Annotated in this window: 26 protein-coding genes and 1 pseudogene; 20 read left to right on the top strand and 7 right to left on the bottom strand. The window is 50.7% G+C overall.

Features of this window, described 5'->3' with window-relative positions; translation table 11 throughout:
• The 18 genes and pseudogenes from HMPREF9007_RS23770 (at nucleotide 1) to HMPREF9007_RS23855 (ending at nucleotide 17,652) form a co-directional block, all read left to right on the top strand.
• A complete protein-coding gene (locus HMPREF9007_RS23770) occupies nucleotides 1-378 on the top strand; it encodes a DUF4134 domain-containing protein (protein WP_004301347.1) in 378 nt (125 codons plus the stop codon).
• 15 nt (nucleotides 379-393) lie between these two features.
• Nucleotides 394-690: a hypothetical protein gene (locus HMPREF9007_RS23775; RefSeq protein ID WP_005944213.1), complete on the top strand. Its 297-nt coding sequence runs from the start codon at nucleotides 394-396 to the stop codon at nucleotides 688-690.
• A 111-nt stretch (nucleotides 691-801) separates the two neighbouring features.
• Nucleotides 802-3,510 (top strand): hypothetical protein, encoded by a 2,709-nt coding sequence (locus HMPREF9007_RS23780; RefSeq protein ID WP_005944216.1) that lies wholly within the window; start codon nucleotides 802-804, stop codon nucleotides 3,508-3,510.
• A gap of 11 nt (nucleotides 3,511-3,521) precedes the next feature.
• The gene (locus HMPREF9007_RS23785) at nucleotides 3,522-6,068 is read left to right on the top strand and encodes a hypothetical protein (RefSeq protein WP_004301344.1); all 2,547 of its coding nucleotides are present in this window, start codon (nucleotides 3,522-3,524) and stop codon (nucleotides 6,066-6,068) included.
• Nucleotides 6,065-6,790: a hypothetical protein gene (locus HMPREF9007_RS23790; protein WP_004301343.1), complete on the top strand. Its 726-nt coding sequence runs from the start codon at nucleotides 6,065-6,067 to the stop codon at nucleotides 6,788-6,790. The genes HMPREF9007_RS23785 and HMPREF9007_RS23790 overlap by 4 nt, the downstream gene beginning before the upstream one ends.
• Before the next feature lie 18 nt (nucleotides 6,791-6,808).
• Nucleotides 6,809-7,576 (top strand): DUF5045 domain-containing protein, encoded by a 768-nt coding sequence (locus tag HMPREF9007_RS23795; protein ID WP_004301342.1) that lies wholly within the window; start codon nucleotides 6,809-6,811, stop codon nucleotides 7,574-7,576.
• Between the two features lie 12 nt (nucleotides 7,577-7,588).
• A complete protein-coding gene (locus HMPREF9007_RS23800) occupies nucleotides 7,589-8,722 on the top strand; it encodes a hypothetical protein (RefSeq protein ID WP_004301341.1) in 1,134 nt (377 codons plus the stop codon).
• A 41-nt stretch (nucleotides 8,723-8,763) separates the two neighbouring features.
• Nucleotides 8,764-9,159 (top strand): hypothetical protein, encoded by a 396-nt coding sequence (locus HMPREF9007_RS23805; protein WP_004301340.1) that lies wholly within the window; start codon nucleotides 8,764-8,766, stop codon nucleotides 9,157-9,159.
• 3 nt (nucleotides 9,160-9,162) lie between these two features.
• Entirely contained in the window at nucleotides 9,163-9,777 is a 615-nt protein-coding gene (gene traK / locus HMPREF9007_RS23810) for a conjugative transposon protein TraK (RefSeq protein ID WP_004301339.1), read from the top strand.
• A 12-nt stretch (nucleotides 9,778-9,789) separates the two neighbouring features.
• Complete coding sequence (locus HMPREF9007_RS23815) at nucleotides 9,790-10,170, top strand: hypothetical protein (RefSeq protein ID WP_004301338.1); 381 nt, start codon at nucleotides 9,790-9,792, stop codon at nucleotides 10,168-10,170.
• 10 nt (nucleotides 10,171-10,180) lie between these two features.
• Complete coding sequence (locus HMPREF9007_RS23820) at nucleotides 10,181-10,663, top strand: DNA N-6-adenine-methyltransferase (protein WP_005944225.1); 483 nt, start codon at nucleotides 10,181-10,183, stop codon at nucleotides 10,661-10,663.
• Between the two features lie 10 nt (nucleotides 10,664-10,673).
• Nucleotides 10,674-11,823, top strand: a pseudogene (gene traM / locus HMPREF9007_RS23825) (conjugative transposon protein TraM).
• An 11-nt stretch (nucleotides 11,824-11,834) separates the two neighbouring features.
• Nucleotides 11,835-12,638, top strand: a complete 804-nt coding sequence (locus tag HMPREF9007_RS23830) for a site-specific DNA-methyltransferase (RefSeq protein WP_004301335.1) — start codon at nucleotides 11,835-11,837, stop codon at nucleotides 12,636-12,638.
• A 21-nt stretch (nucleotides 12,639-12,659) separates the two neighbouring features.
• Nucleotides 12,660-13,511: a conjugative transposon protein TraN gene (traN, locus tag HMPREF9007_RS23835; protein ID WP_005944228.1), complete on the top strand. Its 852-nt coding sequence runs from the start codon at nucleotides 12,660-12,662 to the stop codon at nucleotides 13,509-13,511.
• Nucleotides 13,508-14,032, top strand: coding sequence for a hypothetical protein (locus HMPREF9007_RS23840; RefSeq protein ID WP_004301333.1), 525 nt, complete (start codon nucleotides 13,508-13,510; stop codon nucleotides 14,030-14,032). The genes traN and HMPREF9007_RS23840 overlap by 4 nt, the downstream gene beginning before the upstream one ends.
• A gap of 25 nt (nucleotides 14,033-14,057) precedes the next feature.
• Nucleotides 14,058-14,714 (top strand): hypothetical protein, encoded by a 657-nt coding sequence (locus HMPREF9007_RS23845; RefSeq protein WP_008759640.1) that lies wholly within the window; start codon nucleotides 14,058-14,060, stop codon nucleotides 14,712-14,714.
• A gap of 1 nt (nucleotide 14,715) precedes the next feature.
• Nucleotides 14,716-15,462, top strand: coding sequence for a DNA-directed RNA polymerase subunit alpha C-terminal domain-containing protein (locus HMPREF9007_RS23850; RefSeq protein WP_004301331.1), 747 nt, complete (start codon nucleotides 14,716-14,718; stop codon nucleotides 15,460-15,462).
• Between the two features lie 3 nt (nucleotides 15,463-15,465).
• Complete coding sequence (locus tag HMPREF9007_RS23855) at nucleotides 15,466-17,652, top strand: type IV secretory system conjugative DNA transfer family protein (RefSeq protein ID WP_004301330.1); 2,187 nt, start codon at nucleotides 15,466-15,468, stop codon at nucleotides 17,650-17,652.
• A 107-nt stretch (nucleotides 17,653-17,759) separates the two neighbouring features.
• Here HMPREF9007_RS23855 and HMPREF9007_RS23860 read toward each other — a convergent pair whose 3' ends face one another.
• The gene (locus tag HMPREF9007_RS23860) at nucleotides 17,760-18,974 is read right to left on the bottom strand and encodes a PDDEXK nuclease domain-containing protein (RefSeq protein ID WP_004301329.1); all 1,215 of its coding nucleotides are present in this window, start codon (nucleotides 18,972-18,974) and stop codon (nucleotides 17,760-17,762) included.
• A gap of 55 nt (nucleotides 18,975-19,029) precedes the next feature.
• On the opposite strand from HMPREF9007_RS23860, the gene HMPREF9007_RS23865 reads away from it, so the two are divergent.
• Entirely contained in the window at nucleotides 19,030-19,317 is a 288-nt protein-coding gene (locus tag HMPREF9007_RS23865; protein ID WP_004301328.1) for a hypothetical protein, read from the top strand.
• Nucleotides 19,318-19,406: 89 nt separating this feature from the next.
• Complete coding sequence (locus HMPREF9007_RS28010) at nucleotides 19,407-19,526, top strand: hypothetical protein (protein ID WP_018452185.1); 120 nt, start codon at nucleotides 19,407-19,409, stop codon at nucleotides 19,524-19,526.
• 89 nt (nucleotides 19,527-19,615) lie between these two features.
• On the opposite strand, the gene HMPREF9007_RS23875 is transcribed toward HMPREF9007_RS28010, so the two are convergent.
• From HMPREF9007_RS23875 to HMPREF9007_RS23905, 6 genes are all read right to left on the bottom strand, one after another.
• On the bottom strand, nucleotides 19,616-19,990 hold the full coding sequence (locus tag HMPREF9007_RS23875) for a hypothetical protein (protein ID WP_004301326.1): 375 nt from the start codon (nucleotides 19,988-19,990) through the stop codon (nucleotides 19,616-19,618).
• A 33-nt stretch (nucleotides 19,991-20,023) separates the two neighbouring features.
• Nucleotides 20,024-20,296 (bottom strand): hypothetical protein, encoded by a 273-nt coding sequence (locus tag HMPREF9007_RS23880; protein ID WP_004301325.1) that lies wholly within the window; start codon nucleotides 20,294-20,296, stop codon nucleotides 20,024-20,026.
• A 7-nt stretch (nucleotides 20,297-20,303) separates the two neighbouring features.
• Nucleotides 20,304-20,579 carry a hypothetical protein gene (locus tag HMPREF9007_RS23885; protein WP_005944231.1) on the bottom strand — a complete coding sequence of 92 codons (276 nt, stop codon included), beginning with the start codon at nucleotides 20,577-20,579 and terminating at the stop codon, nucleotides 20,304-20,306.
• A gap of 444 nt (nucleotides 20,580-21,023) precedes the next feature.
• A complete protein-coding gene (locus tag HMPREF9007_RS23890; RefSeq protein WP_032850087.1) occupies nucleotides 21,024-22,751 on the bottom strand; it encodes a ParB/RepB/Spo0J family partition protein in 1,728 nt (575 codons plus the stop codon).
• 430 nt (nucleotides 22,752-23,181) lie between these two features.
• On the bottom strand, nucleotides 23,182-23,436 hold the full coding sequence (locus HMPREF9007_RS23900; protein WP_004301320.1) for a hypothetical protein: 255 nt from the start codon (nucleotides 23,434-23,436) through the stop codon (nucleotides 23,182-23,184).
• 7 nt (nucleotides 23,437-23,443) lie between these two features.
• On the bottom strand, nucleotides 23,444-24,199 hold the full coding sequence (locus HMPREF9007_RS23905; RefSeq protein ID WP_008759638.1) for a ParA family protein: 756 nt from the start codon (nucleotides 24,197-24,199) through the stop codon (nucleotides 23,444-23,446).
• Nucleotides 24,200-24,492: the final 293 nt, after the last annotated feature.

The following is a 24,492-nucleotide window of genomic DNA, read 5'->3' as shown; positions in this document are numbered from 1 at the left end:
ATGTTTCAGAAAACCAAACAGCTGTGCCGCAAGGCATTCGGATTCGTCAACGGAATCCCTACCAAAGTAATGATGTTCTCCTTCATGCTGCTGTCCGGCATGGTGGCGAAAGCGCAGAACTCCGCAGGCGACTATTCCGCCGGTACGAGCGCATTATCCACTGTCGCCGATGAGATTGCCAAGTATGTGCCTATTATGGTGAAATTGTGCTACGCCATTGCCGGCGTTGTGGCCATCGTGGGTGCAATCTCGGTATATATCGCCATGAACAACGAGGAGCAGGACGTCAAGAAGAAGATTATGATGGTCGTGGGAGCATGTATCTTCCTCATTGCGGCGGCCAAGGCGTTGCCTCTGTTCTTCGGTATTGCCGCTTAAACATCAAGGATAAGTATGAAAAGCAAGGACGAACGCTATCCGGACTATCCGCTGTTCAAGGGACTGCAACGGCCTCTTGAGTTTTTGGGCATCCAAGGCCGGTACATATATTGGGCGGCGGTGACGACGTGCGGAGCCATTGTCGGCTTTGTCGCCGCCTACTGCCTGCTCGGTTTCATTGCCGGGCTTGTCGTGCTGGCTACCGTCGTATCGGTCGGTATCGTGCTCATCCTTCTCAAACAGCGGAAAGGACTGCATAGCAAGAAGGTCGCTCCGGGTGTGTATGTGTATGCCCACTCGCGCAAGATCTGACGAAAGAAAAACCATCACGGCAATGTGCATGGCTTTATTGATTGTTGAACGCGGGCGGGTTTGTCTTGAAGCAAGGCGAACCTGCCCCTATTTAATTACACGTATATCGAAATGACCCTATACATCATTTTATGTTTTGTCGCTTTGTGCGCGGGTATGGCCTTGTCGGTCTATGCGTTCGGTACGGGCGGCAAGCGCAAGCGAATCTTTCAGGACATCTATTTCTCAGCGGAGGAAACGGACGGTGTGGGTGTGCTGTACACCAAGACCGGCGAATATTCCGCCGTACTTAAGATAGAGAATCCGGTACAGAAATATTCGGCGGACATAGATAGCTACTACGACTTCACGCACCTGTTCACCGCCCTTGCGCAGACCTTAGGCGAAGGGTACGCCATCCACAAGCAGGATATCTTCGTCAGGAAACAGTTTGCAAGCGAACCGGCTGACGGGCAGGAGTTCCTGTCGGCGTCGTATTTCCGCTACTTCAAAGGGCGTCCCTACACGGACAGCCTTTGCTACCTGACCATCACGCAGGAGGCGAAAAAGAGCCGCCTGTTCTCGTTCGACAACAAGAAGTGGCGCGATTTCCTCGTGAAAATCCGCAAGGTGCATGACCAACTGCATGACAGCGGCGTACAGGCCAGGTTCCTGAACAAAGCCGAGGCGAGCGAGTATGTCGACCGCTACTTCGCCATGAACTTCAAAGACCGCACCGTGTCGATGACGAACTTCAAGGCGGACGATGAAACGGTGTCGATGGGCGACAAACGCTGCAAGGTGTACAGCCTTGTGGACGTGGACTGTGCCGCACTGCCCTCGATGATACGTCCGTACACGAACATCGAGGTGAACAACACGGAAATGCCGGTCGATCTGGCTTCGGTGGTGGACAACATACCGGACGCCGAGACGGTGGTCTATAACCAAGTCATCTTCCTACCCAACCAAAAACGGGAACTGGCGATGCTCGACAAAAAGAAGAACCGCCACGCGAGTATTCCGAACCCGAACAACCAGATGGCGGTCGAGGACATCAAGCGTGTGCAGGAGGTCATTGCCCGTGAAAGCAAGCAACTGGTATATACGCACTTCAACATGGTGGTAGCCGTATCTGCCGGTGCAGACCTGCAAAAGTGTACGAACCACTTGGAAAACGCATTCGGGCGCATGGGCATCCATATCAGCAAGCGGGCGTACAACCAACTGGAACTGTTCGTCGGTTCGTTTCCGGGCAACTGCTACACGCTCAATGAGGAATACGACCGTTTCCTGACCCTTTCCGATGCGGCGATGTGCCTGATGTACAAGGAGCGCGTGCTGCACAGCGAGGAAACACCGCTGAAGATTTACTACACCGACCGTCAGGGTGTGCCGGTGGCTATTGACATCACGGGAAAAGAGGGAAAGAACAAGCTGACGGACAACTCGAATTTCTTTTGTCTGGGGCCTTCTGGGAGTGGCAAGAGCTTTCATATCAACTCGGTCGTGCGCCAGCTCCATGAGCAGGGAACGGATGTGGTCATGGTCGATACGGGAAACTCATACGAGGGACTGTGCGAGTATCTGGGCGGCAAGTATATCAGCTATACCGAAGAACGGCCTATCACGATGAATCCGTTTCGCATCAACCGGGAGGAATACAACATCGAGAAGATAGACTTCCTCAAGAACCTTATCCTGATGATTTGGAAAGGGTCGGACAGCCAAATCCCCGAAATTGAGTTCCGCATTGTCGAGCAGATAATCATAGACTACTATGATGCCTATTTCAACGGATTTACAAGATACACCGACGAGCAACGGGAGGTACTGCTGAAAAACCTGTTTGCGGCGGCCAGCCGAAAGAACCCAAACAAACCACCCAGAGAGGTGGATGAGATGGTGCGCAAACAGATAGAGGTGCTTGAGGCACGGCGGGCGGCCCTCAAAGTGACGGAGCTGAGTTTCAACTCATTCTTTGACTACTCATTCGACCGTCTGGAGCAGATCTGCACCGAAAACGACATCACGACAATCAGCTACTCGACCTATTCGACCATGCTGCAGCCGTTCTACAAGGGCGGTGCGTATGAGAAAATTCTCAACGAGACAGTGGATTCGGCACTGTTTGACGAGACATTCATTGTCTTTGAAGTGGATGCAATCAAGGAAAATAAGAAACTGTTTCCCATTGTCACACTGATTATCATGGACGTGTTCCTGCAGAAAATGCGCATCAAGAAGAACCGTAAAGTCCTTGTCATCGAGGAAGCGTGGAAGGCCATTGCCAGCCCGCTCATGGCGGAATACATCAAGTTCATGTACAAGACCGCCCGTAAATTTTGGGCTTCTGTTGGCGTGGTGACGCAGGAGATACAGGACATCATCGGCAGCGAAATCGTGAAGGAGGCCATCATCAACAACTCGGACGTGGTGATGCTGCTGGATCAAAGCAAGTTCAAGGAACGCTTTGACGAAATCCGAAAGATTCTTGGTCTGACCGAGGTGGATTGCAAGAAGATATTTACCATCAACCGCTTGGAGAACAAGGATGGGCGCAGCTTCTTCCGCGAAGTGTTCATCCGCCGGGGGACGACCAGCGGCGTGTATGGCGTGGAAGAGCCGCACGAGTGCTACATGACCTACACGACCGAACGGGCGGAAAAGGAGGCACTGAAGCTTTACAAGAAGGAACTTCGGTGCAGCCACCAGGAAGCTATCGAGGCATATTGCCGGGACTGGGATGCCAGCGGTATCGGGAAGTCCCTGCCTTTTGCACAAAAAGTAAACGAGACGGGGCGTGTGCTCAACCTCCGTCCCGTGTATGAATCCAAATAAGCATTGCAGCCATGAAACGACTACTCCTTATCCTGACCATCGCCTCGGTCGCACTCTGCCAGACGGTTCACGCCCAGTATTACAGCGTGAACTACGACACCCGTACCGTTGCGGCGATGGTGGCCGCCTTCGGTACGGAAGCGGTCGCCGAAGGGTACTACCGGGAGCAGGTCGATGACATCCTCAAGCACTACACGGCAGCGGAGGTCGCTACCGCCGGGATATTCGCGGCCAAGTTCTTGGAGCATAAAGCCCTGAGCGACCTCGGCATCTGGAACAGCCGCACGGAGAACTACTACTACCGGCGCATCTACCGGATGGTGGCGGAGAAAATCATGCCCAAGATATGGGTGGTGGCGAAGCAGATGCTCCATTCGCCGCAAACGGCTATCTATTGGGGCAGTTACCTGATGAAAGTCTGCGACGATACCAAAAGTCTGTGTATGCAGTTCGAGAGCGTGGTGACCAACAGCACGCTGACCTTTTCGGACATCGCCTTTCTCGAAATCAATCCGGAGATTGCCCCCTTGCTAAAGCTCTCCGAAACGGGAAACATCGACTGGCAGCGGATGATGGACAACTTCGCCCACATACCGGGCAACTTCACGCACGAGAACCTGAAAAGCGACCTCGACAACCTTTATAACACGGGTGTCGGCCTTGCAACGGCAGGCATTGCCAATCTCGGTGACGCCCTGTTGCAAAGCAGCTCGTTCCATGACCTGATGGGCGGAAAGGTTGAAGAAATCGGCAACCTGTATGAACACTACGGGAGTCTATTCGAGCAGGCGGAACATGACATCGGCGGCTTGCTGATTGACATGGTGGGTGGTCCGGACAACGTGGCCGGTCTGTTCAACTTCAGCAACTACAACCTCACGGCATGGATGACCGACTACCTGGACGAAGCGATGGGGAACTATTACACGCAGCGGTGGTACATTGCCCGGCGTGACCAAGGGAGCGTATCGCTGTGCGACTACTATCCTCCGACGGACGACAACAGCATCCTGAACGGGGGCGCATGGGTGCGGTTCAACACGAGCGACCCGAATTTCTATCCCAACGCCTCGCAACGGGAACAGGTACTTGCCAACTCGGAAGGATATGCCGGTTGGTCAAGAAACCGCGTGCAGCAGTTGAACAACCAGAACGACGGGTTCAGCTACAGCATCAACTATTGGATGAGTGCCTATATCATCAGCAAGAAAAACAAGCAGACCAAAAAGGCATACGCATACGAAATCCATGTGAGCAAAAGCTGGAATAAGGAAGAAGTTGTCTATGAGGAAGTCTTCGATTCCTACTCGATGGACTTGAATACGTTTCGGGCGCAACTGAATGTCCGACTTGCGGAGTTCAACGAAAACGAGGACGGCTACACCTATTATATATCTTCCGGTACGCGGAACTATTACCAAGCAACGGACGCCGCCAAATTGAAGGGATGCGAGAGCGTGACCATCAGCGTGACCTGTTCCGACGGGGTTACGCTCGGACAGGGCTCGACACAATACAAGTGCCGTAAATGCGGCAGCTCGTTGAATGCCCACACCAAGGAGTGCGCCATGCAGACCTCGGTGACGGAAAACAACCTCGACCTTTCGGAACTGGATGCGCTGTTGAACGAGGCAAACAGCCAAGCGGCCAATCTTGAAGCGCAAATCGGGACATTGGAAAACGAGAACGCTGTCCTGCTGAAGAAAATCAGTACGGCGAGCATTGAGGATGCGGCGGCTTACCGACAGCAGTATAATGCAAACAAGACACGGATAGACCGTCTGAAAGGCGAACTCGCGGAGTGGAAGAAGAAACAGTCCGACTATGCTCAGGCGAAGTCGGAAGCCGCAGACGACAACAGCGTAGCGACGGATGACTATTACCGCATTCCAGCTATCATGCAAGACTGCAAGGCTGCCTACGGCCTGACATGGCAGGACGGCGGATCGTGGAACGGCTATTCGTATGTGCGCAAGGCGACAATGCCGAACATCAACGGCATCATCACATTCAAGGCTACGGTCTCGATTGCCCGCAAGCCGAAATATTTTCTCGGCATCAAGATTCACCGTGCCATCATCCAAATCCAATGGGAACTGACCTCGGTCTATACGGACACGCACGTCGCCGATGTGCTGACACTCGATCCGGGGCTTTCGGATGCGGAGAAAACCAAATTAGTGAACGACCGCATCGCCGAAATCGCCCGTGAACACCCGTCCTGCAAAATCACGACGGAATACGCCCGCAGCACACCGCTGGAGGAAACTCCGTCCGGCGACGTGTACCATCTGCTGTGGTCGAGCGACCGCCTCGAAATCGCGAGGGAGGTGGACAGCAGAATCACAAGGATATACGCCGACTTGGTATCGCTGGAAAAGATGATGCACTACAAGCGGAGCATCCTTGACGTGATGAAGGATGTGTTGCCCGGACTGGACACGGACGAAGGCCGCAGGCTGACGCTCGTGGAGGAATGCCATGACCGCTGGGTGGAGAGCGCACGGACGTTTCGGAACGATGGCGGCAGAAACGGCGGAAAGGAGGTGCGGCCATGAAACGCATTTTACGGATAGCCGCATTGCTGCTCTTCCTGCTGCCCGGTATCGCCAAGGCGCAGTGGACTTTCGATATAGTCTCCGTCGAAGCCTACATCAACGACCACAAGAAGCAGCGCAGCCTGTTGTTGGCCCGCAGTACCTTGGAGTACAGCAACAAACTGTTGCACGAATACAGCTGTAAGGAAGTCGGGGGCTATAAAGAGCTGAATATCGACCTTGACCGGTACACCCGTGCGTTCGATGTCATCGACGTCATGTACCAGTCGTTGCGCACGGTGCTGAACGTCAAGAATACCTACACATCGGTCAGCGACCGTATCGGCGACTATAAATCATTGTTGGAGGATTTCAATGCGAAGATATTGAAACGGGGACGCATCGAATCCGCAGATACCCTGATTATCTCCATCAATGCGAGGGGGCTGAGGGCGATTGCCCGTGAGGGGGAACAGCTCTACAAGTCCGTGAGCGACCTCGTGCTGTATGCCACCGGAGCGGCAGCCTGCTCGACCTCCGACCTGCTGATGGTGTTGGAGGCCATCAACCGCTCATTGGACAACATCGAGCGGCATCTGAACCGTGCGTATTTCGAGACATGGCGGTATATACAGGTGCGTATCGGCTATTGGAAGGCAAAGGTATATCGCTCCCGCACCATGCGGGAGATTCTCGATGACGCCTTCGGGCGTTGGCGCGGAGCCGGAAGACTGGATTATTAACGACAAAAAGAGAAGAATATGAACAGAAAACTATTACTCATGGCGGTGGCGGTCACCGTAACGACAGCCGTACACGCACAGTATGTAACGTACAACCATGATTCGCCGAAGCAGAATCAGGTAACGGTCATGGAGACCGGTACGGGCGCACTCTCGCCCGACCTCTATTATTCCGTGCTGCACAACAAATACAAGAAGTCGGCAGCGGCCAAAAACAAGCTCTCGTTCCGCACGCTTGCCGGTATCAATCTCTACAACCAGGTGGACGAAGCGGAAGCCATTGATTCGGCCTTGGTCAAGCGGGCGAAGGTCGAGGCGTTGAACGTTGCCGACCGGCAGGTGGACATCGCATGGCTTGCCGAGGGCGATAAGGTCAGCGGACAGATGGAGCGGTTCCGGCGCAACATCGACCGTATTCTCCTGTCCGGTGGCACTCCGGCCGACAAGGAACGGTGGACGGAATACTACCACGTCTATCAGTGTGCCATCAAAGCCACGAAAGACGCCTATATGCCCAATGCCCAGCGAAAGAAGGAGTATCTGCGCATTTACGAGGATGTGGCACGGCAGAACGAGATTTTAGTGGGCTACCTTGCCAAGCGTCAGAACGCAACGGTGACGAATGCACTGCTGAACGCAACGGACAACCGTACCCTGCATAAAGGCGGTATTGTCCGCAATGCCATGAGCCGGTGGCAGGAATCACGCCTTGCGGTGCGTGGTTCGCAATCGGGCAGCAACGGAAACGGCGAAGATGACAACGAGAGTGTAAACAGAGGGAAATAAAAAGACAGGGCTATGGCAAACGGAGATATACTTTCGGATTTCGGCATCAACCTGTTGGAGGAGGAAATAGATGATGTCATCTTTCAGACCAACGAGTTTCTGACTGACGCGACTTTTACCGGTGCGCAGGGACCTTTTTGGTGGATATTGCAGATGTGCATGGCACTCGCGGCACTGTTCTCCATCGTCATGGCGGCAGGTATCGCCTACAAGATGATGGTAAAGCACGAGCCGTTGGACGTGATGAAGCTGTTTAGGCCGCTTGCCGTGTCGATTATCATCTGCTGGTGGTATCCGCCTGCGGACACGGGTATGGCGGGGAGCCGGAACAACTGGTGTTTTCTCGATTTCCTGTCCTACATCCCTAACTGCATAGGTTCGTACACCCATGACCTGTATGAAGCCGAAGCTTCACAGATATCGGACAGGTTCGAGGAAGTTCAGCAGCTCATCCATGTGCGTGACACGATGTACACGAACCTGCAGGCACAGGCGGATGTCGCCCACACAGGCACATCCGATCCCAATCTGATAGAGGCGACAATGGAGCAGACCGGTGTGGACGAAGTGACGAACATGGAAAAGGATGCGGCGAAGTTGTGGTTCACGTCTTTGACGGCAGGTGTCATCGTGGGGATAGACAAAATTATCATGCTGATTGCCCTCGTGGTGTTCCGAATCGGTTGGTGGGCTACGATTTACTGCCAACAAATCCTGTTGGGAATGCTGACGATTTTCGGGCCGATACAGTGGGCGTTCAGCATCCTGCCAAAATGGGAAGGTGCTTGGGCGAAGTGGCTGACACGCTATCTGACGGTGCATTTCTACGGGGCGATGCTCTACTTCGTGGGCTTCTACGTGCTGCTGCTCTTTGACATTGTATTGTGCATCCAAATCGAGAACCTGACGGCGATAACCGCCAGCGAGCAGACGATGGCCGCCTACCTGCAGAACTCGTTCTTCTCGGCGGGCTACCTGATGGCGGCTTCGATTGTAGCTCTCAAGTGCCTGAACCTTGTTCCGGACTTGGCGGCATGGATGATACCGGAGGGCGACACGGCATTCTCTACCCGAAACTTCGGCGAGGGCGTGGCACAGCAGGCGAAGATGACGGCAACCGGAGGGTTGGGCGGCATCATGAGATAATCCGCAAAAGATAATATAAACCCAATAAAAATCATAACAACATGAAATTGCAAGAGAAAATCAAAAGCTGGTGCAAGGATGAGAAATTTATGTCCTTTGCACAGGAACGAGCGAGAAAAGAGGTTTGCGAGGTGGCGGAGAACCACCGCATCGACCCGCAGTATGAAGAACTGGACGAAGCCTTCGAGTACGACGACCGGTACATCGCCCCCTTAGTGACGTACCTAACGTACAAGCTGCGTCTTGCCCTGCTGCAGCGGAACGCTGGTAAGCGCAAAAGAGGAATCTGGTGGGTGCTTGTCCATGTGGAGATGCAGGGCTATTACGTGGAGATATTCTCGGCGGAGTTCGAGAATCTTTTGACGGAACTTCGGGATGCGGTCATACCCATGCTGCACACGGAATATGTACAGATGTTGAACGGTAAAAGGGAATAACCGATGGTCATCAAGAATTTGGAAAACAAAATCAGACTGGTGGGCATCATCTGTACCGCTTTTCTCGTGGGATGTGTCATCATCAGCTTGTCAAGCATCTGGACAGCCCGGACGATGGTCTCGGATGCGCAGAAGAAGGTGTATGTGCTGGACGGCAACGTGCCTATCCTCGTGAATCGCACGACAATGGACGAAACGCTTGATGTGGAAGCCAAAAGCCATGTGGAGATGTTTCATCATTATTTTTTCACGTTACCGCCGGATGACAAATATATCCGCTATACGATGGAAAAAGCGATGTATTTAGTCGATGAGACGGGGTTGGCACAATACAACACGCTCAAGGAAAAGGGTTTCTACTCCAACATTTTGGGTACGAGTTCGGTGTTCTCCATCTATTGCGACAGCGTGGCTTTCAACAAGGAGAAGATGGAGTTCACCTACTACGGACGGCAGCGCATCGAGCGACGGAGCAATATCCTGATGCGTGAACTGGTGACGGCAGGACAGCTCAAGCGTGTACCCCGAACAGAGAACAATCCGCATGGGCTGCTTATCGTGAACTGGCGTACCCTGCTGAACAAGGACATCGAACAGAAAACGAAGATCAACTACTAAACAACGGAGTTTATGAATATCAAGGGATTCAGGCGGATGCTCTTCGGTGAAAAGATGCCGGACAAGAACGATCCGAAATACAAAGACCGTTACGAGCGGGAGGTGTCCGCCGGACGAAAGTTCGCCCAAGCGACACGTATCGACAAGGCTGCCGCCAAGGTACAGGGATTCGCCAACGCGCACCGGATACTTTTTCTGGTCATCGTCTTCGGTTTCGCTATCGGAGGGTTCACTTGGAACATCTATCGCATTACGATGGCATACCGCAACAGCCGGCCGACACGCACGGCGACGGAAATGCAGGATTCGGTGCTGCGGGAAAGACACAAGAGGCTGCAAGGGGGTGAAATAAGGGAAAATCGGAACGAGAACAAGAAATATGAACCGCAATAAAGGAGTGCTTATGAATACACGATTTGAAAAATCAGTCCGCTCGTCGGACGAATGGTACACCCCGAAGGAGGTGCTGAAAGCGTTAGGCAGGTTCGACCTTGACCCTTGCGCCCCTGTCCGTCCGTTGTGGCCGACCGCCGAGGTCATGTATGACCGGGACATGGACGGATTGTCCCTGAAATGGGAAGGGCGTGTATGGCTCAATCCTCCGTACTCGCGTCCCCTTATCGAACAGTTTGTCCGAAAGTTGGCGGAACACGGCAACGGCATCGCGCTGTTGTTCAACCGTTGCGATTCCAAAATGTTTCAGGACGTCATTTTCGAGAAAGCGACGGGCATGAAATTCCTGCGCCACCGCATCCGGTTTTACCGCCCGGACGGAACACGCGGCGATTCTCCCGGTTGCGGCAGCATCCTGATCGCATTCGGAGTGGAAAACGCAGAAGTGCTGAAAAACTGCAGCATTGAAGGCAAGTATGTACAACTCAATTAAAAGATGTATGATGAAGATATTTGATAAAATCAATTTCAGGGAGCCGAAGTATATGCTTCCGGCTGTCCTGTATATCCCGCTTCTGGTTGCATCGTACTTCATCTTCGACCTGTTTCAGACCGAAACGGCGGAGATTCCGGACAAGACGCTGCAGACAACGGAGTTTTTGAACCCCGATTTGCCGGATGCCCGGCTTAAAGGCGGTGACGGCATAGGCAGCAAGTACGAGAACATGGCCAAATCATGGGGTAAGATACAGGATTACTCCGCAGTGGATAACATAGAACGAGATGAACCCGATGACAACAAGGAAGAATATGAATCGCAATACACGGTGGACGACATCGCCCTGCTCGATGAGCAACAGCAGGAAAAGGCTGCGGCAGCGCAAATTGCCGATGCCAAGACGCGCGAGCAAGAAGCTCTCGCGGAACTGGAGAAAGCCCTTGCCGAAGCAAGGTTGAGAGGACGCAATGAGGTATTACCGGCGACCGATACGGACAGTACCGCATCGGCGCAACCCCCGACGGCAACCATAGAGGTTAAGGGAAAAATAGAGGAAGAGAGCCGTTCGGTAAAAGCCCCGTCAGAGAACGAACCGCCCAGCGAAGTGGTACGCAAGGTAAAGACGGCTTCGGATTACTTCAATACGCTTGCGGTCAATGCCCGTGAACCGAAACTGATAAAGGCCATTATCGACGAGGACATCAAAGCGGTGGACGGCTCGCGTGTGCGGTTGCGTCTGCTCGACGACGTGGAGATCAACGAGTGCGTGGTCAAACGAGGGTCGTATCTGTATGCCACCATGAGCGGCTTCTCGTCGGGGCGTGTGAAGGGGAACATCACCAGCATTCTCATCGAGGACGAACTGGTGAAGGTCAGCCTGTCCCTTTACGACACGGACGGCATGGAGGGGCTTTATGTACCGAACAGCCAGTTCCGGGAAACGAGCAAGGATGTGGCAAGCGGTGCGGTGTCGGGGAATCTGAACATGAATACCGGCAGTTACGGCAACAGTCTCTCGCAATGGGGAATGCAAGCCGCTACGAATGCCTACCAGAAAACGAGCAATGCCATCGGCAAAGCTATCAAAAAAAAATAAGGTAAAGCTGAAATACGGCACTTTCGTCTATCTGGTGAACGGACGTGAGAAACAGTAAAAACGGAAGCCATGATAGAGATTGACAACATATATAATATGGACTGTATCGAGGGCATGAAGCTCATGGCGAACGGCAGTGTCGATGCCGTGATAGCGGATTTGCCTTACGGCGTGTTGAACCGTAGCAACAAGGCGGTACACTGGGACAGGCAGATACCGCTCGAAGCGTTGTGGGAACAGTACCGCAGGATCACCAAGCCGGGAAGCCCCGTTATCCTCTTTGCGCAGGGCATCTTCTCGGCGCGGCTCATGCTCTCGCAACCCCGGATGTGGCGGTATAACCTCGTGTGGCGGAAAGACCGGGTAACGGGTCACCTGAATGCCAACCGGATGCCGCTACGCCAGCATGAGGACATCATCGTGTTCTACGACCGTCAGCCGGTATATCATCCTCAGATGATGCCGTGTCCACCGGAACGGAAAAATCATGGACGGCGCAAGACGGACGGTTTCACGAACCGCTGTTACGGTGAAATGAAACTGGCTCCGGTGCGTGTTGCCGAAGACAAGTACCCGACCTCTGTCATTTCCATACCCAAGGAACACAAGACAGGAGCATTCTATCATCCGACACAGAAGCCGGTAGCCTTGATAGAGTACCTGATGCGCACCTATACCAACGAGGGCGATGTGGTGCTGGACAACTGCATCGGTTCGGGTACGACCGCCATTGCCGCCATCCGCACGGGACGGCATTACATCGGATTCGAGATTGAACCGACGTATTGCGAAATTGCCGGACGACGGATTCGGGAGGAACTGGAACGTGGTCATGGGATTAAAGAAAGCGAAATAAGGGAAATAAAGAAATAAAAAAATATCAACAGAAACGATATGAACAAGAAAATAATTATAACTGCATTTCTTCTGGCGGCAGGACTTTTTGCCACACGGAACGCACAGGCTCAGCGTACATACGAAGAGATGGAACGGCTGACTGTCAATGAACAGGTAACGACCGTCATCACAGCCTCGGAACCGGTCCGCTTCGTGGATATTTCCACAGACAAGGTGGCGGGCGACCAACCCATTGAGAACATCATCCGGTTAAAGCCCAAAGAGACGGGACACGAGGACGGTGAAGTGCTGGCCATCGTCACCATCGTAACGGAACGCTATCGCACGCAGTATGCACTCATCTACACCACGCGGATAAGCGAGGCGGTGGCAGACAAGGAAATTCAGCTACAGGAACGGGATGCCTACAACAATCCTACGGTCTCGATGTCCACAGCCGACATGGTGCGTTTTGCAAGACGGGTGTGGAACTCGCCCGCGAAAATCCGCAACGTGGCGACCAAGGCGCACCGAATGGTGATGCGCCTGAACAATATTTACTCGGTGGGCGACTACTTCTTCATCGACTTTTCCATCGAGAACAAAACGAACATCCGTTTCGACATCGACGAGATACGGGTGAAACTGTCGGACAAGAAACTTTCGAAGGCAACTAACGCGCAGACCATCGAGCTGACTCCTGCCCTGGTATTGGAACACGGCAAGACGTTCAAGCACGGCTACCGGAACGTGATTGTCGTGAAAAAGATGACCTTTCCGAACGACAAGCTGCTGACTATCGAAATGACGGAACAACAAATCAGCGGGCGCAATATCAGCCTGAACATCGACTACGAGGATGTGCTGTCGGCCGATTCATTTAACACCGCTTTATTGGAGGAGGAATGACGATGAAAAAGACATTGAAAACAGTTTTGTTACTGATGCTTGTCTGCATAGGGTTTGCCACCAATGCCCATGCGCAACGCAACGGCGGCCGCCTCTCGCTCGGCGTGGGATTGCTGTATGAGAACGGCATGGACGTAACGCTTGCTTACGAGCATGAAATGAACTACCGTCATGCGTGGGAGTTCTTCGCCAACGGCTATCTGAAATGGACGGAATGTAAATCTTGCGGTCATATTTGTCCGGAATCCTTCTGGCGCAACTACCGCACTTATGGTTTCGGTGTGGCGTACAAACCTTGTGTGGTGCGTGGACGCAACCATTACGGCAACTTGCGTATCGGAGCTTCGGCAGGGAGCGACACGAACAAGTTTCTTGCCGGAATCCATGTGGGTTACGAGCACAATTATGAGCTGCGGTCGGGATGGACGCTGTACTGGCAGGTCAAGAGTGACATGATGATAAAAGGGGCGGATTTGCTGCGGACAGGTATCGTGCTGGGTGTAAAACTGCCGATAAAATAAAGGAAAAACAAAAAACGGAAATGACATGATACGAAAGATTCAATGGATTGCAATGGTAGTGGCGGCGGTATTGTGCGCTGCCTGTGACGCCCATATCGACGTACCCGATACGGCGGTACGTCTGGGGCATATTCTCTGCGAGGACGGCACGGCATTGTCCTATGCGCAGTATGAACAATCGGGGAAGCGGGCAATAGCGGTTGTCTTTGATACCGAACGCCGTGAAGGAACGGAAGGGAACGGCTATGCGGTTTACCTGTGGGACATTGCTCCGGCGGCATTCGCCGACAGCCTCGGTGTCGCACAAGGGACGTCGGCCGACATCGGGGCATTGGACGGGAACATGAACACCTTTGCGCTGTACGACACAAGGGAGACGGCTTCGCCTATGGCGGAAGCGGTCTTTGACCTGTGGCGGTACGGACAGAGTGCCTATATCCCGTCGGTAGCACAGATGCGGTTGCTGTATGCTGTCCGGGAAACCGTCAATCCTGTCATTGAACGGTGCGGCGGTCATCCGTTGCCGTTGGATGAATACGATTGCTGGTACTGGACATCGACGGAAGTGTCCGGACAAGAGACGGCGAAAGCGTGGCTTTACTCGACAGGAAGCGGCGCGATGCAGGAGACACCTAAGACACAGGCGCATAAGCTGCGGCCTATAATTACCATGAACAAATAAAATGTGCAACGATATGAATATAGATATGCTTTTCTGTATAGTATTGATGGTATTGGGGGCTTTCCTCATATACTATCCCATCAAAGATGAATCACCTCGGCAAAAACTGAAAAAGCTCGCCGATTCTGTTGCGTCTGATAAAAAGGACATTGATTATCTGATTCAACGCTTCAGCTACCTTTTGGATAACATGGCGGCAGACAATGGGAAAGGTTCGGCTCTGAGATGCCAGATTGCCAAATTGGAGGAAGTTGTCAAGGAGTTGAACGGCAAACGCAAGGAACTTGAGTTAAACAACCGGTCGATGACGGATGTTAATGACGAATTGAAGCGAAGCAATGCCGAACTTTTAAGGAAGGCTTCTGAATTGCGTGATGAGATACAGCAACAGGAAATTAAAATCCAACAGCAGGAAGAATACATCAATTCTGTCCAGAGAGTCAAAGAAGGGCTTGAGATAGCCTTGGACAACATTCAGGCAGAAGAGGTGCATTATCTCTCACAGCCGATATTCAGCATGAAAATGACGCCTATAGTCAGAAGCAAACTCGAATCTCATGGGATATTGTATGTCGGCGACCTGATTCAGCTCAACGAGGAATATCTCATGGAAATCTGGGGTTTAGGACCGGTAGCACTTGAAAGAATAAAGACGAAACTGAACGAAAACGGTGTGTGGTTCGGTATGGATGTCATACGAATCAACGACCGTTGGTATCGTCGGAAACAAGAATTAACAACGGATTGATTCATGGAAGAGAGCAAAGAATTACAAGGGTTCTACAAGATATTCCGTGCGGTCATCTATATCTCCGTGCTGATGGAGTTCTTCGAGTATGCCATCGACCCTGCCATGCTCGACCACTGGGGTGGCATACTGATTGATATTCACGGGCGCATCAAGCAGTGGATGATTTACAATGACGGTAATCTTGTGTACAGCAAGATTGCGACGTTCCTGCTTATCTGCATCACCTGTATCGGTACGAGGAACAAGAAGCATCTGGAGTTCGATGCCCGGAGACAGGTGTTATATCCGCTAATCAGCGGACTGTTCCTGATTGTGTTCTCCGTGTGGTTGTACCATCATCCGATGGAAACGAGGCTCTACACGTTGCCACTAAATATCATCTTCTACATGGCGACCACGCTTGTCGGTGTGATATTGGTACATATCGCACTGGATAACATCTCGAAGTTCATCAAGGAGGGACTGGGTAAAGACCGGTTCAACTTTGAGAATGAAAGTTTCGAGCAGAGCGAAGAGAAGGTTGAGAACCAGTATAGCGTGAATATACCGATGCGGTACTATTACAAAGGTAAATTTCGCAAGGGATGGGTGTCGATAAGCAACTGTTTCAGAGGAACATGGGTAGTCGGAACTCCGGGCAGCGGTAAGACGTTCAGCATCATAGAACCGTTCATCCGCCAACATAGTGCCAAGGGCTTTGCGATGGTGGTCTATGACTACAAATTTCCGACACTTGCCACTAAACTTTACTATCATTACAAGAAAAACCAGAAGCTCGGAAAACTGCCCAAAGGGTGCAAGTTCAACATCATCAACTTCGTGGATGTGGAGTACAGCAAACGGGTGAATCCCATTCAGGCAAAGTACATCAATAATCTTGCGGCGGCGAGCGAAACGGCGGAAACCCTGTTGGAATCCCTGCAGAAAGGCAAGAAAGAGGGAGGCGGAGGCAGTGACCAGTTCTTTCAGACTTCTGCCGTGAACTTTCTTGCCGCCTGTATCTACTTTTTCGTGAACTACGAGCGGGAACCCTACGATGCAAACGGAAAGAAACTATATGCGGAGAAACGGCAAGATCCGCAGACGAAGTTCTGGAAGCCGACGGGTGTCGTTCGTGACCGTGAGGGTGGCAGCATCGTGGAACCTGCCTATTGGCTGGGAAAATACTCGGATATGCCGCATATCCTTTCATTTCTCAATGAGAGCTACCAGACTATTTTTGAGGTACTGGAGACGGACAACGAGGTCGCGCCGTTGCTCGGCCCGTTCCAGACGGCCTTCAAGAACAAGGCAATGGAACAATTAGAGGGTATGATTGGTACGCTGCGTGTCTATACCAGCCGTTTGGCCACCAAGGAATCCTACTGGATATTCCACAAGGATGGGGACGACTTCGACCTGAAAGTTAGTGACCCCAAGTCACCCAGTTATCTGCTGATAGCCAACGATCCGGAAATGGAAAGTATCATCGGAGCGTTGAACGCTCTGATATTGAACCGTCTCGTTACCCGTGTGAACACCGGGCAGGGGAAGAATATTCCGGTCAGCATCATCGTGGATGAGCTGCCGACACTGTATTTCCACAAGATAGACCGACTGATAGGTACGGCGAGAAGCAACAAGGTAAGCGTAACGCTGGGTTTTCAGGAGTTGCCGCAGTTGGAGGCTGACTACGGAAAAGTGGGAATGCAAAAAATCATCACGACAGTGGGCAACGTGGTAAGCGGTTCAGCTCGCGCAAAAGAGACACTGGAATGGTTGTCGAATGACATTTTCGGCAAGGTAGTACAGGTCAAAAAGGGCGTGACCATCGACCGGGATAAGACGAGCATCAATCTCAATGAGAATATGGACAGCCTTGTACCCGCCTCGAAAATTTCGGATATGGCGACGGGATGGATTTGCGGACAGACGGCCAGGGATTTCGTGAAGACGAAAACCGGTACAGGAGGCTCGATGAACATTCAGGAATCGGAAGAGTTCAAGACTACAAAGTTCTTCTGCAAGACGGATTTCGATATGAAGGAGATAAAAGCGGAGGAAGCGGCCTATGTACCGCTACCGAAGTTCTACACCTTTAAGTCGAGGGAGGAACGGGAACGCATCTTGTATAAAAATTTCATACAAGTCGGACAGGATGTAAAAGACATGATAACGGATGTACTGAACAAGCGTGGGGCGAAATAAATCAAAATCCCTGCAATAATCACGAAATTATTGCAGGGATTTTTATATTCAATTTCAGTTACCCAAAATCTTGTGGGCATAAAGCCGGTTTTACGGACGTAAATGAATTATCTGACAGTTTCCGATTTGGAATCGTTTTCCGATAGCAGATTTTGTAATTTGTCGATGTCCGGTAGAGTCTTGCGCAGATTCTCCGGCATTTCTTGGGCTGTGCGGTATGTCGCCACGCCCATAGGCTTATCATAGTCGCGCACCATGATTTCGACAAACTTGCGGTTGGCATCCTGGCATAGGACAATACCGATTGAAGGGTTCTCGTGCGGTTTCTTGTCGGTCATGTCATACACCGTCAGGTAGCCGCTAAGCTGTCCGAGATAATTCGGGCGGAACTTGCCCCGTTTCAACTCCACGATTACGCTGGCATTCAGTTCTCTGTTGAAGAATACAAGGTCAGCAAACATTTCTTCTCCGGCAACTATCAGGCGATGCTGACTGTCGATAAAAGTGAAGTCGTTTCCAAAACGGAGAATGAACTGCTTGATATTGGTTACGATTTGGTTTTCGATGACCTTTTCGTTCCAGTCCTGTTCGCGTTCTCCCACATTCTCCAGATTAACCATTTCGAGCATATACTCATCCTTGAACGCCAATATCGCTTTTACGGCATAAATGGCTTCGGGCAGCACTTGAAGGAAGTTGCTCGGCAAAGATCCGCGATTTGAATAGATGTCTTCTTTCAAGTAATTTTTGAGAGAGGATAGCGACCACGCATTTTGAGCGGCACAATGGATATAGAACAACCGTTCCGCGATGTCTTTTGAACGAGTCAGGATTTCAATATGATGTGAAAAGCTGATCTTGACAAAATCGTCCCAGGTAAATTCGGTATTGACCGGTTGCCCGATAAGTTGCAGCAGTAGATGCTCGTCAATATCCAATTCGCCCAACGCTGTTGGATGAATTAAAGCCGTACCCTTTTCCGACGAATGGTTTTCCAATTCGCCCAACACTGTTGGACGAATTAAAAACGTCCTCCATTCCTCATAGAATGAGCGCATCCGTTTCAACCCCGATTCAGAAAAGCCGTGCAGACCGGGCAACTCCCGTTGAAGGAGCTTTGATATGGTAGGCAATGCTTTAGTACCCCAACAGCCGATGCGGGAATTTTCAGACACGAATTTCCCCACTCCAAAATACAACGAGAGAGTTTCTTTGTTGACCGCAGCCGCACTTCTATACCGGCAGCGTTCGATGGCATGTTTGATTATCTCTACTGCCTCTGCATATTGTGTATAATCCGATGGGATAACCTGTTGTTCCATATACATACGTTTTTGTGCCGCAAAGGTACGAAAAATACGGGATATACAGGGCAGAATGCCAACATATTATAGTGCCGCGTGGGTCTTATTCGGTATTTTTAGCGTTCCGGTGTCTTGCACTCGCTTTGCTGCCAATCTACTCACTCAGATGTTCATGCGTCTGGGGCGTGCCGAGAAAGCTGGTAGCGGTGTGGATAAGATTGTGAGCGGTTGGCAGTCTTTGGGTTGGCCGCTTCCTACTGTAGCCGAGGAAACACGTCCGGACTATGTTGTGCTGACCTTGCAGTTAGGGATGAAAACCCGACAAGAAAACCCGCAAGAAAACCTCGCAAGCAGGATTTGAGAAAAGAGCAAATCTTGGAGTTCTGTGTTGAGCCGCAATACCTATCTGATATTTTGCAACATTTAGGATTGAAAGATAGGGAAAATCTTATGGAGGTCTATATCAATCCGATGATTGGTACAGGGGTATTGGAAATGACGGAGCCGGACAATCCCACAAGCCGTAACAACGGTAAAAGTGGAACAAGGACTTCAAAAGTGAGTTTATAATAGGATATTGCGGCTTGGACGCATCCAACCGCACACGAAAACACCGCCCACGTAGAAAAATGGGCGGTGTTATTCGGTCGCTCGCTTATTCAGGCTCGTGTACCGCTTAAAAGTACGGCAAGTTGCCGGTCGCAGAATTTGTCGTATTCCTCTTTGTCCGTACCGCTTTCGACGGCTCGGTCAATGACATCGCCCAACTCGTCGAAGCATACTTCCTCATTGACGCACTCCGCACCGTTCTCTTTCAGCAGATATACCTCATAATAATCGGAGCCGTTGAGTGCGATAACGACATTTCCGGCGTGCAACCGCCCGTTTACTTTAATCCGCAATGCCGGCAAATCCCGGAATACCGTAGCGACAAAATCGCCGATTCCCCACGACATAAGAATGGGCATGGGTGTAAGTGATACCAATTGTTCTTTGATGGTCTGTGCGATGTGCATTACATACTCTTTATCCATAACTTTGATTTTTAATATGATTATTGATTTATGTTAGTTGAACCATTCGGGGTTATCCTCTTTTAATTCCGTGATGAGTTCATCGTCCGGTAATTTGAGGGTTTTCGCATCGGTGAAAAAGAAAACCTCGTCATATATTTGTTCGGCTTCCTTACTTGCAAAACCTTCGTTTTCGTCCTCGAAACTGCCCGGATGAAGTGCATCGAGCAGAGCGGTAGAGCCGATAAGTAATTCTTCACCTTCGTTGGATTTCACGATACGGCAGATGTAGATATTGCCGTCAAATTGTAGTTCTTTCGTTTTCATACATCTGTTATCTTAATGGGATGTGTTTCCCGTGAGCCTTGAGGTATTCCATGATGCACTTCGCTTCCTCGTGCGATGCACGGTTGCGGTCGTCGTAGTTGCGTGTCTCGTCCGCCATGACCACGATACACTCTTTTACCAACCTGTAAAGGCTTTGCTGCAGTGTGGGGTGCATTTCGGGGATAGCGGCTGCAAACCGTTTGGGGTTGAAGCCGTAATCGTTCACTGCCCTTTCCCAGTCTTTGGCGAGCTGGTACTCCTTGCTTTCCTTGATGTTGTCCATAATCTTGAATTTTAATGATTTGTTTTTTTCTTCCCTCCGTTCGGTTCCTTTCTGTCGGAACCGCTTTGGGATTTTATGGATGCGGTACACGGTTGTCGGTACAGCTTCATACGGAAGGCTTTTCCTGCCAATTACTCTTTCTGAGGAAAGGAAGAATTTGCAGGAAATTCACTTTAAGCCGCCGGATCAAGCGCGACGGCCGACCTTTGCATCTGATAAAACCAAACCGGGGCTGACAGGGGACGAAGCCGGGGAAACGCTATAAAAGGGAAGTTGAAAATGGTAAAAAAGAGAGGAAACGGAAGCTATGAATGGAGGAAGGGCGGGTGGTGACGGGTTCGTCAGAAAGTTAGAAGAGGTACTTGGGTCCTTTGTCCGGAGCATACAAAAATGAATAGAGGGCGGATTTCTCCCTCCCCCTATCCGTTATGACAACAACATTTGTCAGGCAGCTATTTCTTCCGCTTGCGGTTCGGTCTGTGCTTCCGCTTCGGGTTGCGGTTCATCGGGTTGTTCCGCTTCCTGCGTGGCTTGTTCCTGCAAAGCGGCTTTCTTTTCCTCGATGCGTTGGTGTCGCTTTTCGTACACTTCATTATATCCGTCTTGGATATTGGCAAGTTCTTCGGGCATATGCTTTTGAGCGAAGTCAAGCAACAGGGAGGCTGTGGCGTTGTTACCGAATGCGTCCTTGAAATTGGCAATCAGATAATCCCTGCGGATAACGGCTTTCTGCTTGGCGGTAAGGTTCTCGATGATGCGCATTTTGTCCTCGCTCGTAAGGTAGTAATAAGAGCCTTTATCTTCAATTCCCACCTCATTGAAATGCTCTTTGCGGAGTGAGGAGAGCAGGAAGAAATACACCATTTTCTCCTCGTCCTGCCCAAATTTGCGCTCTGACATATCGACCTCTAAAATCCGCTTTTTGGTGTCTTCAACGGTCTTTTCGAGGGCAATCTCCTTGTTGCGTTTGTCCTGCTTTTCCAACTTCTCGATAGGTGAAAGCGGCATTTTGGTTGCCGTACCGTTTGCGGTTGTAGCGGTATTTGCAACATAGCACAGTGTAATGTCGTTGCTCTCAATACGGAGATAGAGGGAGATTTCTCCTGCTTCGCTTCGGGTGCGGATTGCTTCGCATTTCTCGGTGTAGCCGTTCAATTTCTGCTCGTAATCCTTTACTGCTTCCTCGTATTCCTCGGTGGTATCGTAATCCTCTTTTTGAGGAGCTTGGGGGCATTCGGGGTATTTCGTTGCATAGGTTTTAAGACTTTCCACCTCGTAGCCTATAGCGGTAAGTCGGTCGACGACGGCTTCATTGTAATTGTAGCTTTCGTGGCAGAGGGGAACGGCAGGGTGCTGTTCCATGAGCCGCATAGCCTTTTCGGTAAGGTGCGATGTGTTCATTTCCACAAGACAAGCACGGTTGGCGCAATTTCCGCAACTACCCTCACAGAATAACATCATGTTATTGGTATTGTGGGGACATGAAAGACAAAGGGTTTTGTCAAATGAATAGCGATTGAGGTCTGCGGTATATTGCCGTTCGATGCTCTGTGCCACCTCGGAGGCTTTCATGCCTCGCCAACTATTGTACTGCACCCCCTCTTTCAGATGTTGGTCGTACACCTCACGCTGTATCTCTTCCCCATAACGGCAGATTTCACTTGCCACGCTGATTGTGATTTCGTCCTGTTCCAACAGCACGGCGATTTCGGGTATCAAGGAAACGAATTTAAGTCGTGTACGGATATACGCTTCCGTCTTGCCGAACTGCACGGTCAAGGATTGGACATCGTGGCGACCGCTGTCTATGAGTTTTTGGTAGGCATTGGCTTCCTCAATCGGGGTAACATCCTTGCGATGCAGGTTCTCGGTGATTGCCATTTCCTCGGCTGTCTCGTCTGAAATTTCCATGACGGTAGCCGGAATTTCCGCCAATTCAGCCATGAGGGAAGCACGGTATCTGCGTTCTCCAAAGACAATCTCGAAACGGTTGTCCGCAATAGGGCGCACACCGATAGGCTGAAGCACTCCCTGCTGACGGATGCTCTCGGCAAGTTCCGCAAGGCTTGTCTCGTCAAAGTTCTTGCGTGGGTTGTAACTGCTCGGCTGAATGTCTGCCAATGCTACCGATGTGATGTTCTTCTCTACTGCTTGAACTGCTGTTGTTGCCATAATCATAAAATTTAATTGGTTGATATTTGTTTTGTTATTTTTCCCTCTTTTCGGTTCTTTTTTCTGCCTGAACCGCTTGGGATTTACAGATGCTTCAAGGGACTGACGAACAAGCTATTTTCAACGCTTTTTCCGGAAAATTACTCTTTCACGGAAAGGAAGAATTTTACGAGAAATGCACTTCAAAGCGATGAAATCAAGCGCGGCAGTCCAAATTTGCGTCTGGAAAACCAACCGGCGATGGCAGGAACGAGACCGGACAAGCGGCAAGAGGAATGGATAGAAAGGGGAAATGCAGCATTGCAGCTATAAGAGGCGAATAGAGCAGGAGAACAGCCAGGGGTATAAACGGGAAAACCGCTACCTTGTGGACATGTGCCATAAGATAGCGGTATGGTATAAAAGTTGATTGGGCGGATTGCCGCCCCGGTTATTTCTCGTGCTTTTCCAAATACTCTTTCATCGCCTCGTTCACAATATTTCGGAGCGACATATTCTTCTCGATAGCGAGGTATTTCATCCGGGTATGAATACTCTTGTCGATAACAAAATTGCAATGCACGGCAGGTTCTTTTTCCGCTTTGACCGGTGCAGGCTCTTTCTTTTGCGTGGACTTCCCGGTGGATGACAGCAAGCCGTCCAGTCCGCTTCTCATGCCGTTTTTCAATGAATCACTTTTGCTCATATCGTCTTTACTTTAATTTCAACACTTCTTTTGCTAACTCCATGTAGTCCTTTGCCCCGTTGCTGTTCTTGTTGTATTCAAAGATGTTCAGACCCTTTATCGGAGCTTCGGCCAATGCCACATTGTCCCGGATGACGGTCTTGAACACTTTGTCGCAGAATGATTCGTTGATGAGTTCCGCAACACTCTTGTTGAGCGTCTTGCGCTTGTCAAACTGTGTGATGACAATTCCGCCGATGTTCAGATTCGGGTTCAAACGGGTTTTGACAATCTCGACCACATTTGTAATCTTCGCCATTCCGCGCATGGCGAGGAATTGCGTCTGTACCGGGATAATCAAGAAATCCGCAGATGTAAGTGCGTTGAGTGTCAGCAAACCCAGCGAGGGCGGACAGTCAATCAGGATATAGTCGAATTTACGGGTTTCAAGCAATTTTGCAATCAGCCCTTTCAGTATTAATTCCCGCCCCGGCTCATTGATAAGCTCGGATTCTGCCGCTGACAAATCAAGGCAGGACGGTACAACGGAAAGGCCATTATTTAACTCGAATACCGTTAACGGGTATTCACCTTTCATTGCTCCGTACACCGTCCGTTCCTCTTCGATGGAGAGACCGCAGGATTCCGTGAGGTTTGCCTGACCGTCCATGTCGATGAGCAGTACACGCTTTTTCTTCTGCTGCAATGCGGCAGCAAGATTGATGGTGGTGGTCGTCTTTCCGACACCGCCCTTGTGGTTCAAAACAGCGATTATCTTTGCCATAAATTCCTATCTTTATTTCTGATACAAAGATACTACTATTTTTAGTATTTACTATGATTAGTGTGTACTATTTTACTACTTTATTACATTTTAGTATCGTAGTATCTACTACTATACTAAAATACTGATTGACTAAATGTAGTGCATACTATCCTTTGCAACGGGAGATTTCCTGATATCCTACTTTACTAACATTAGTATGTACTACATTTAGTATCGACTGTATAGCAGTGAAGTAAAGCCTATTTGGGAGGTGTATATAAATGGATATTGCCGCCATCAGATCGGAGTAC

This window comes from Bacteroides sp. 1_1_14, assembly GCF_000162515.1.
GTDB lineage: Bacteria > Bacteroidota > Bacteroidia > Bacteroidales > Bacteroidaceae > Bacteroides > Bacteroides thetaiotaomicron.
The sequence above is the reverse complement of the archived record's forward strand: the minus strand, read 5'-3'. Positions and strand labels throughout refer to the sequence as shown.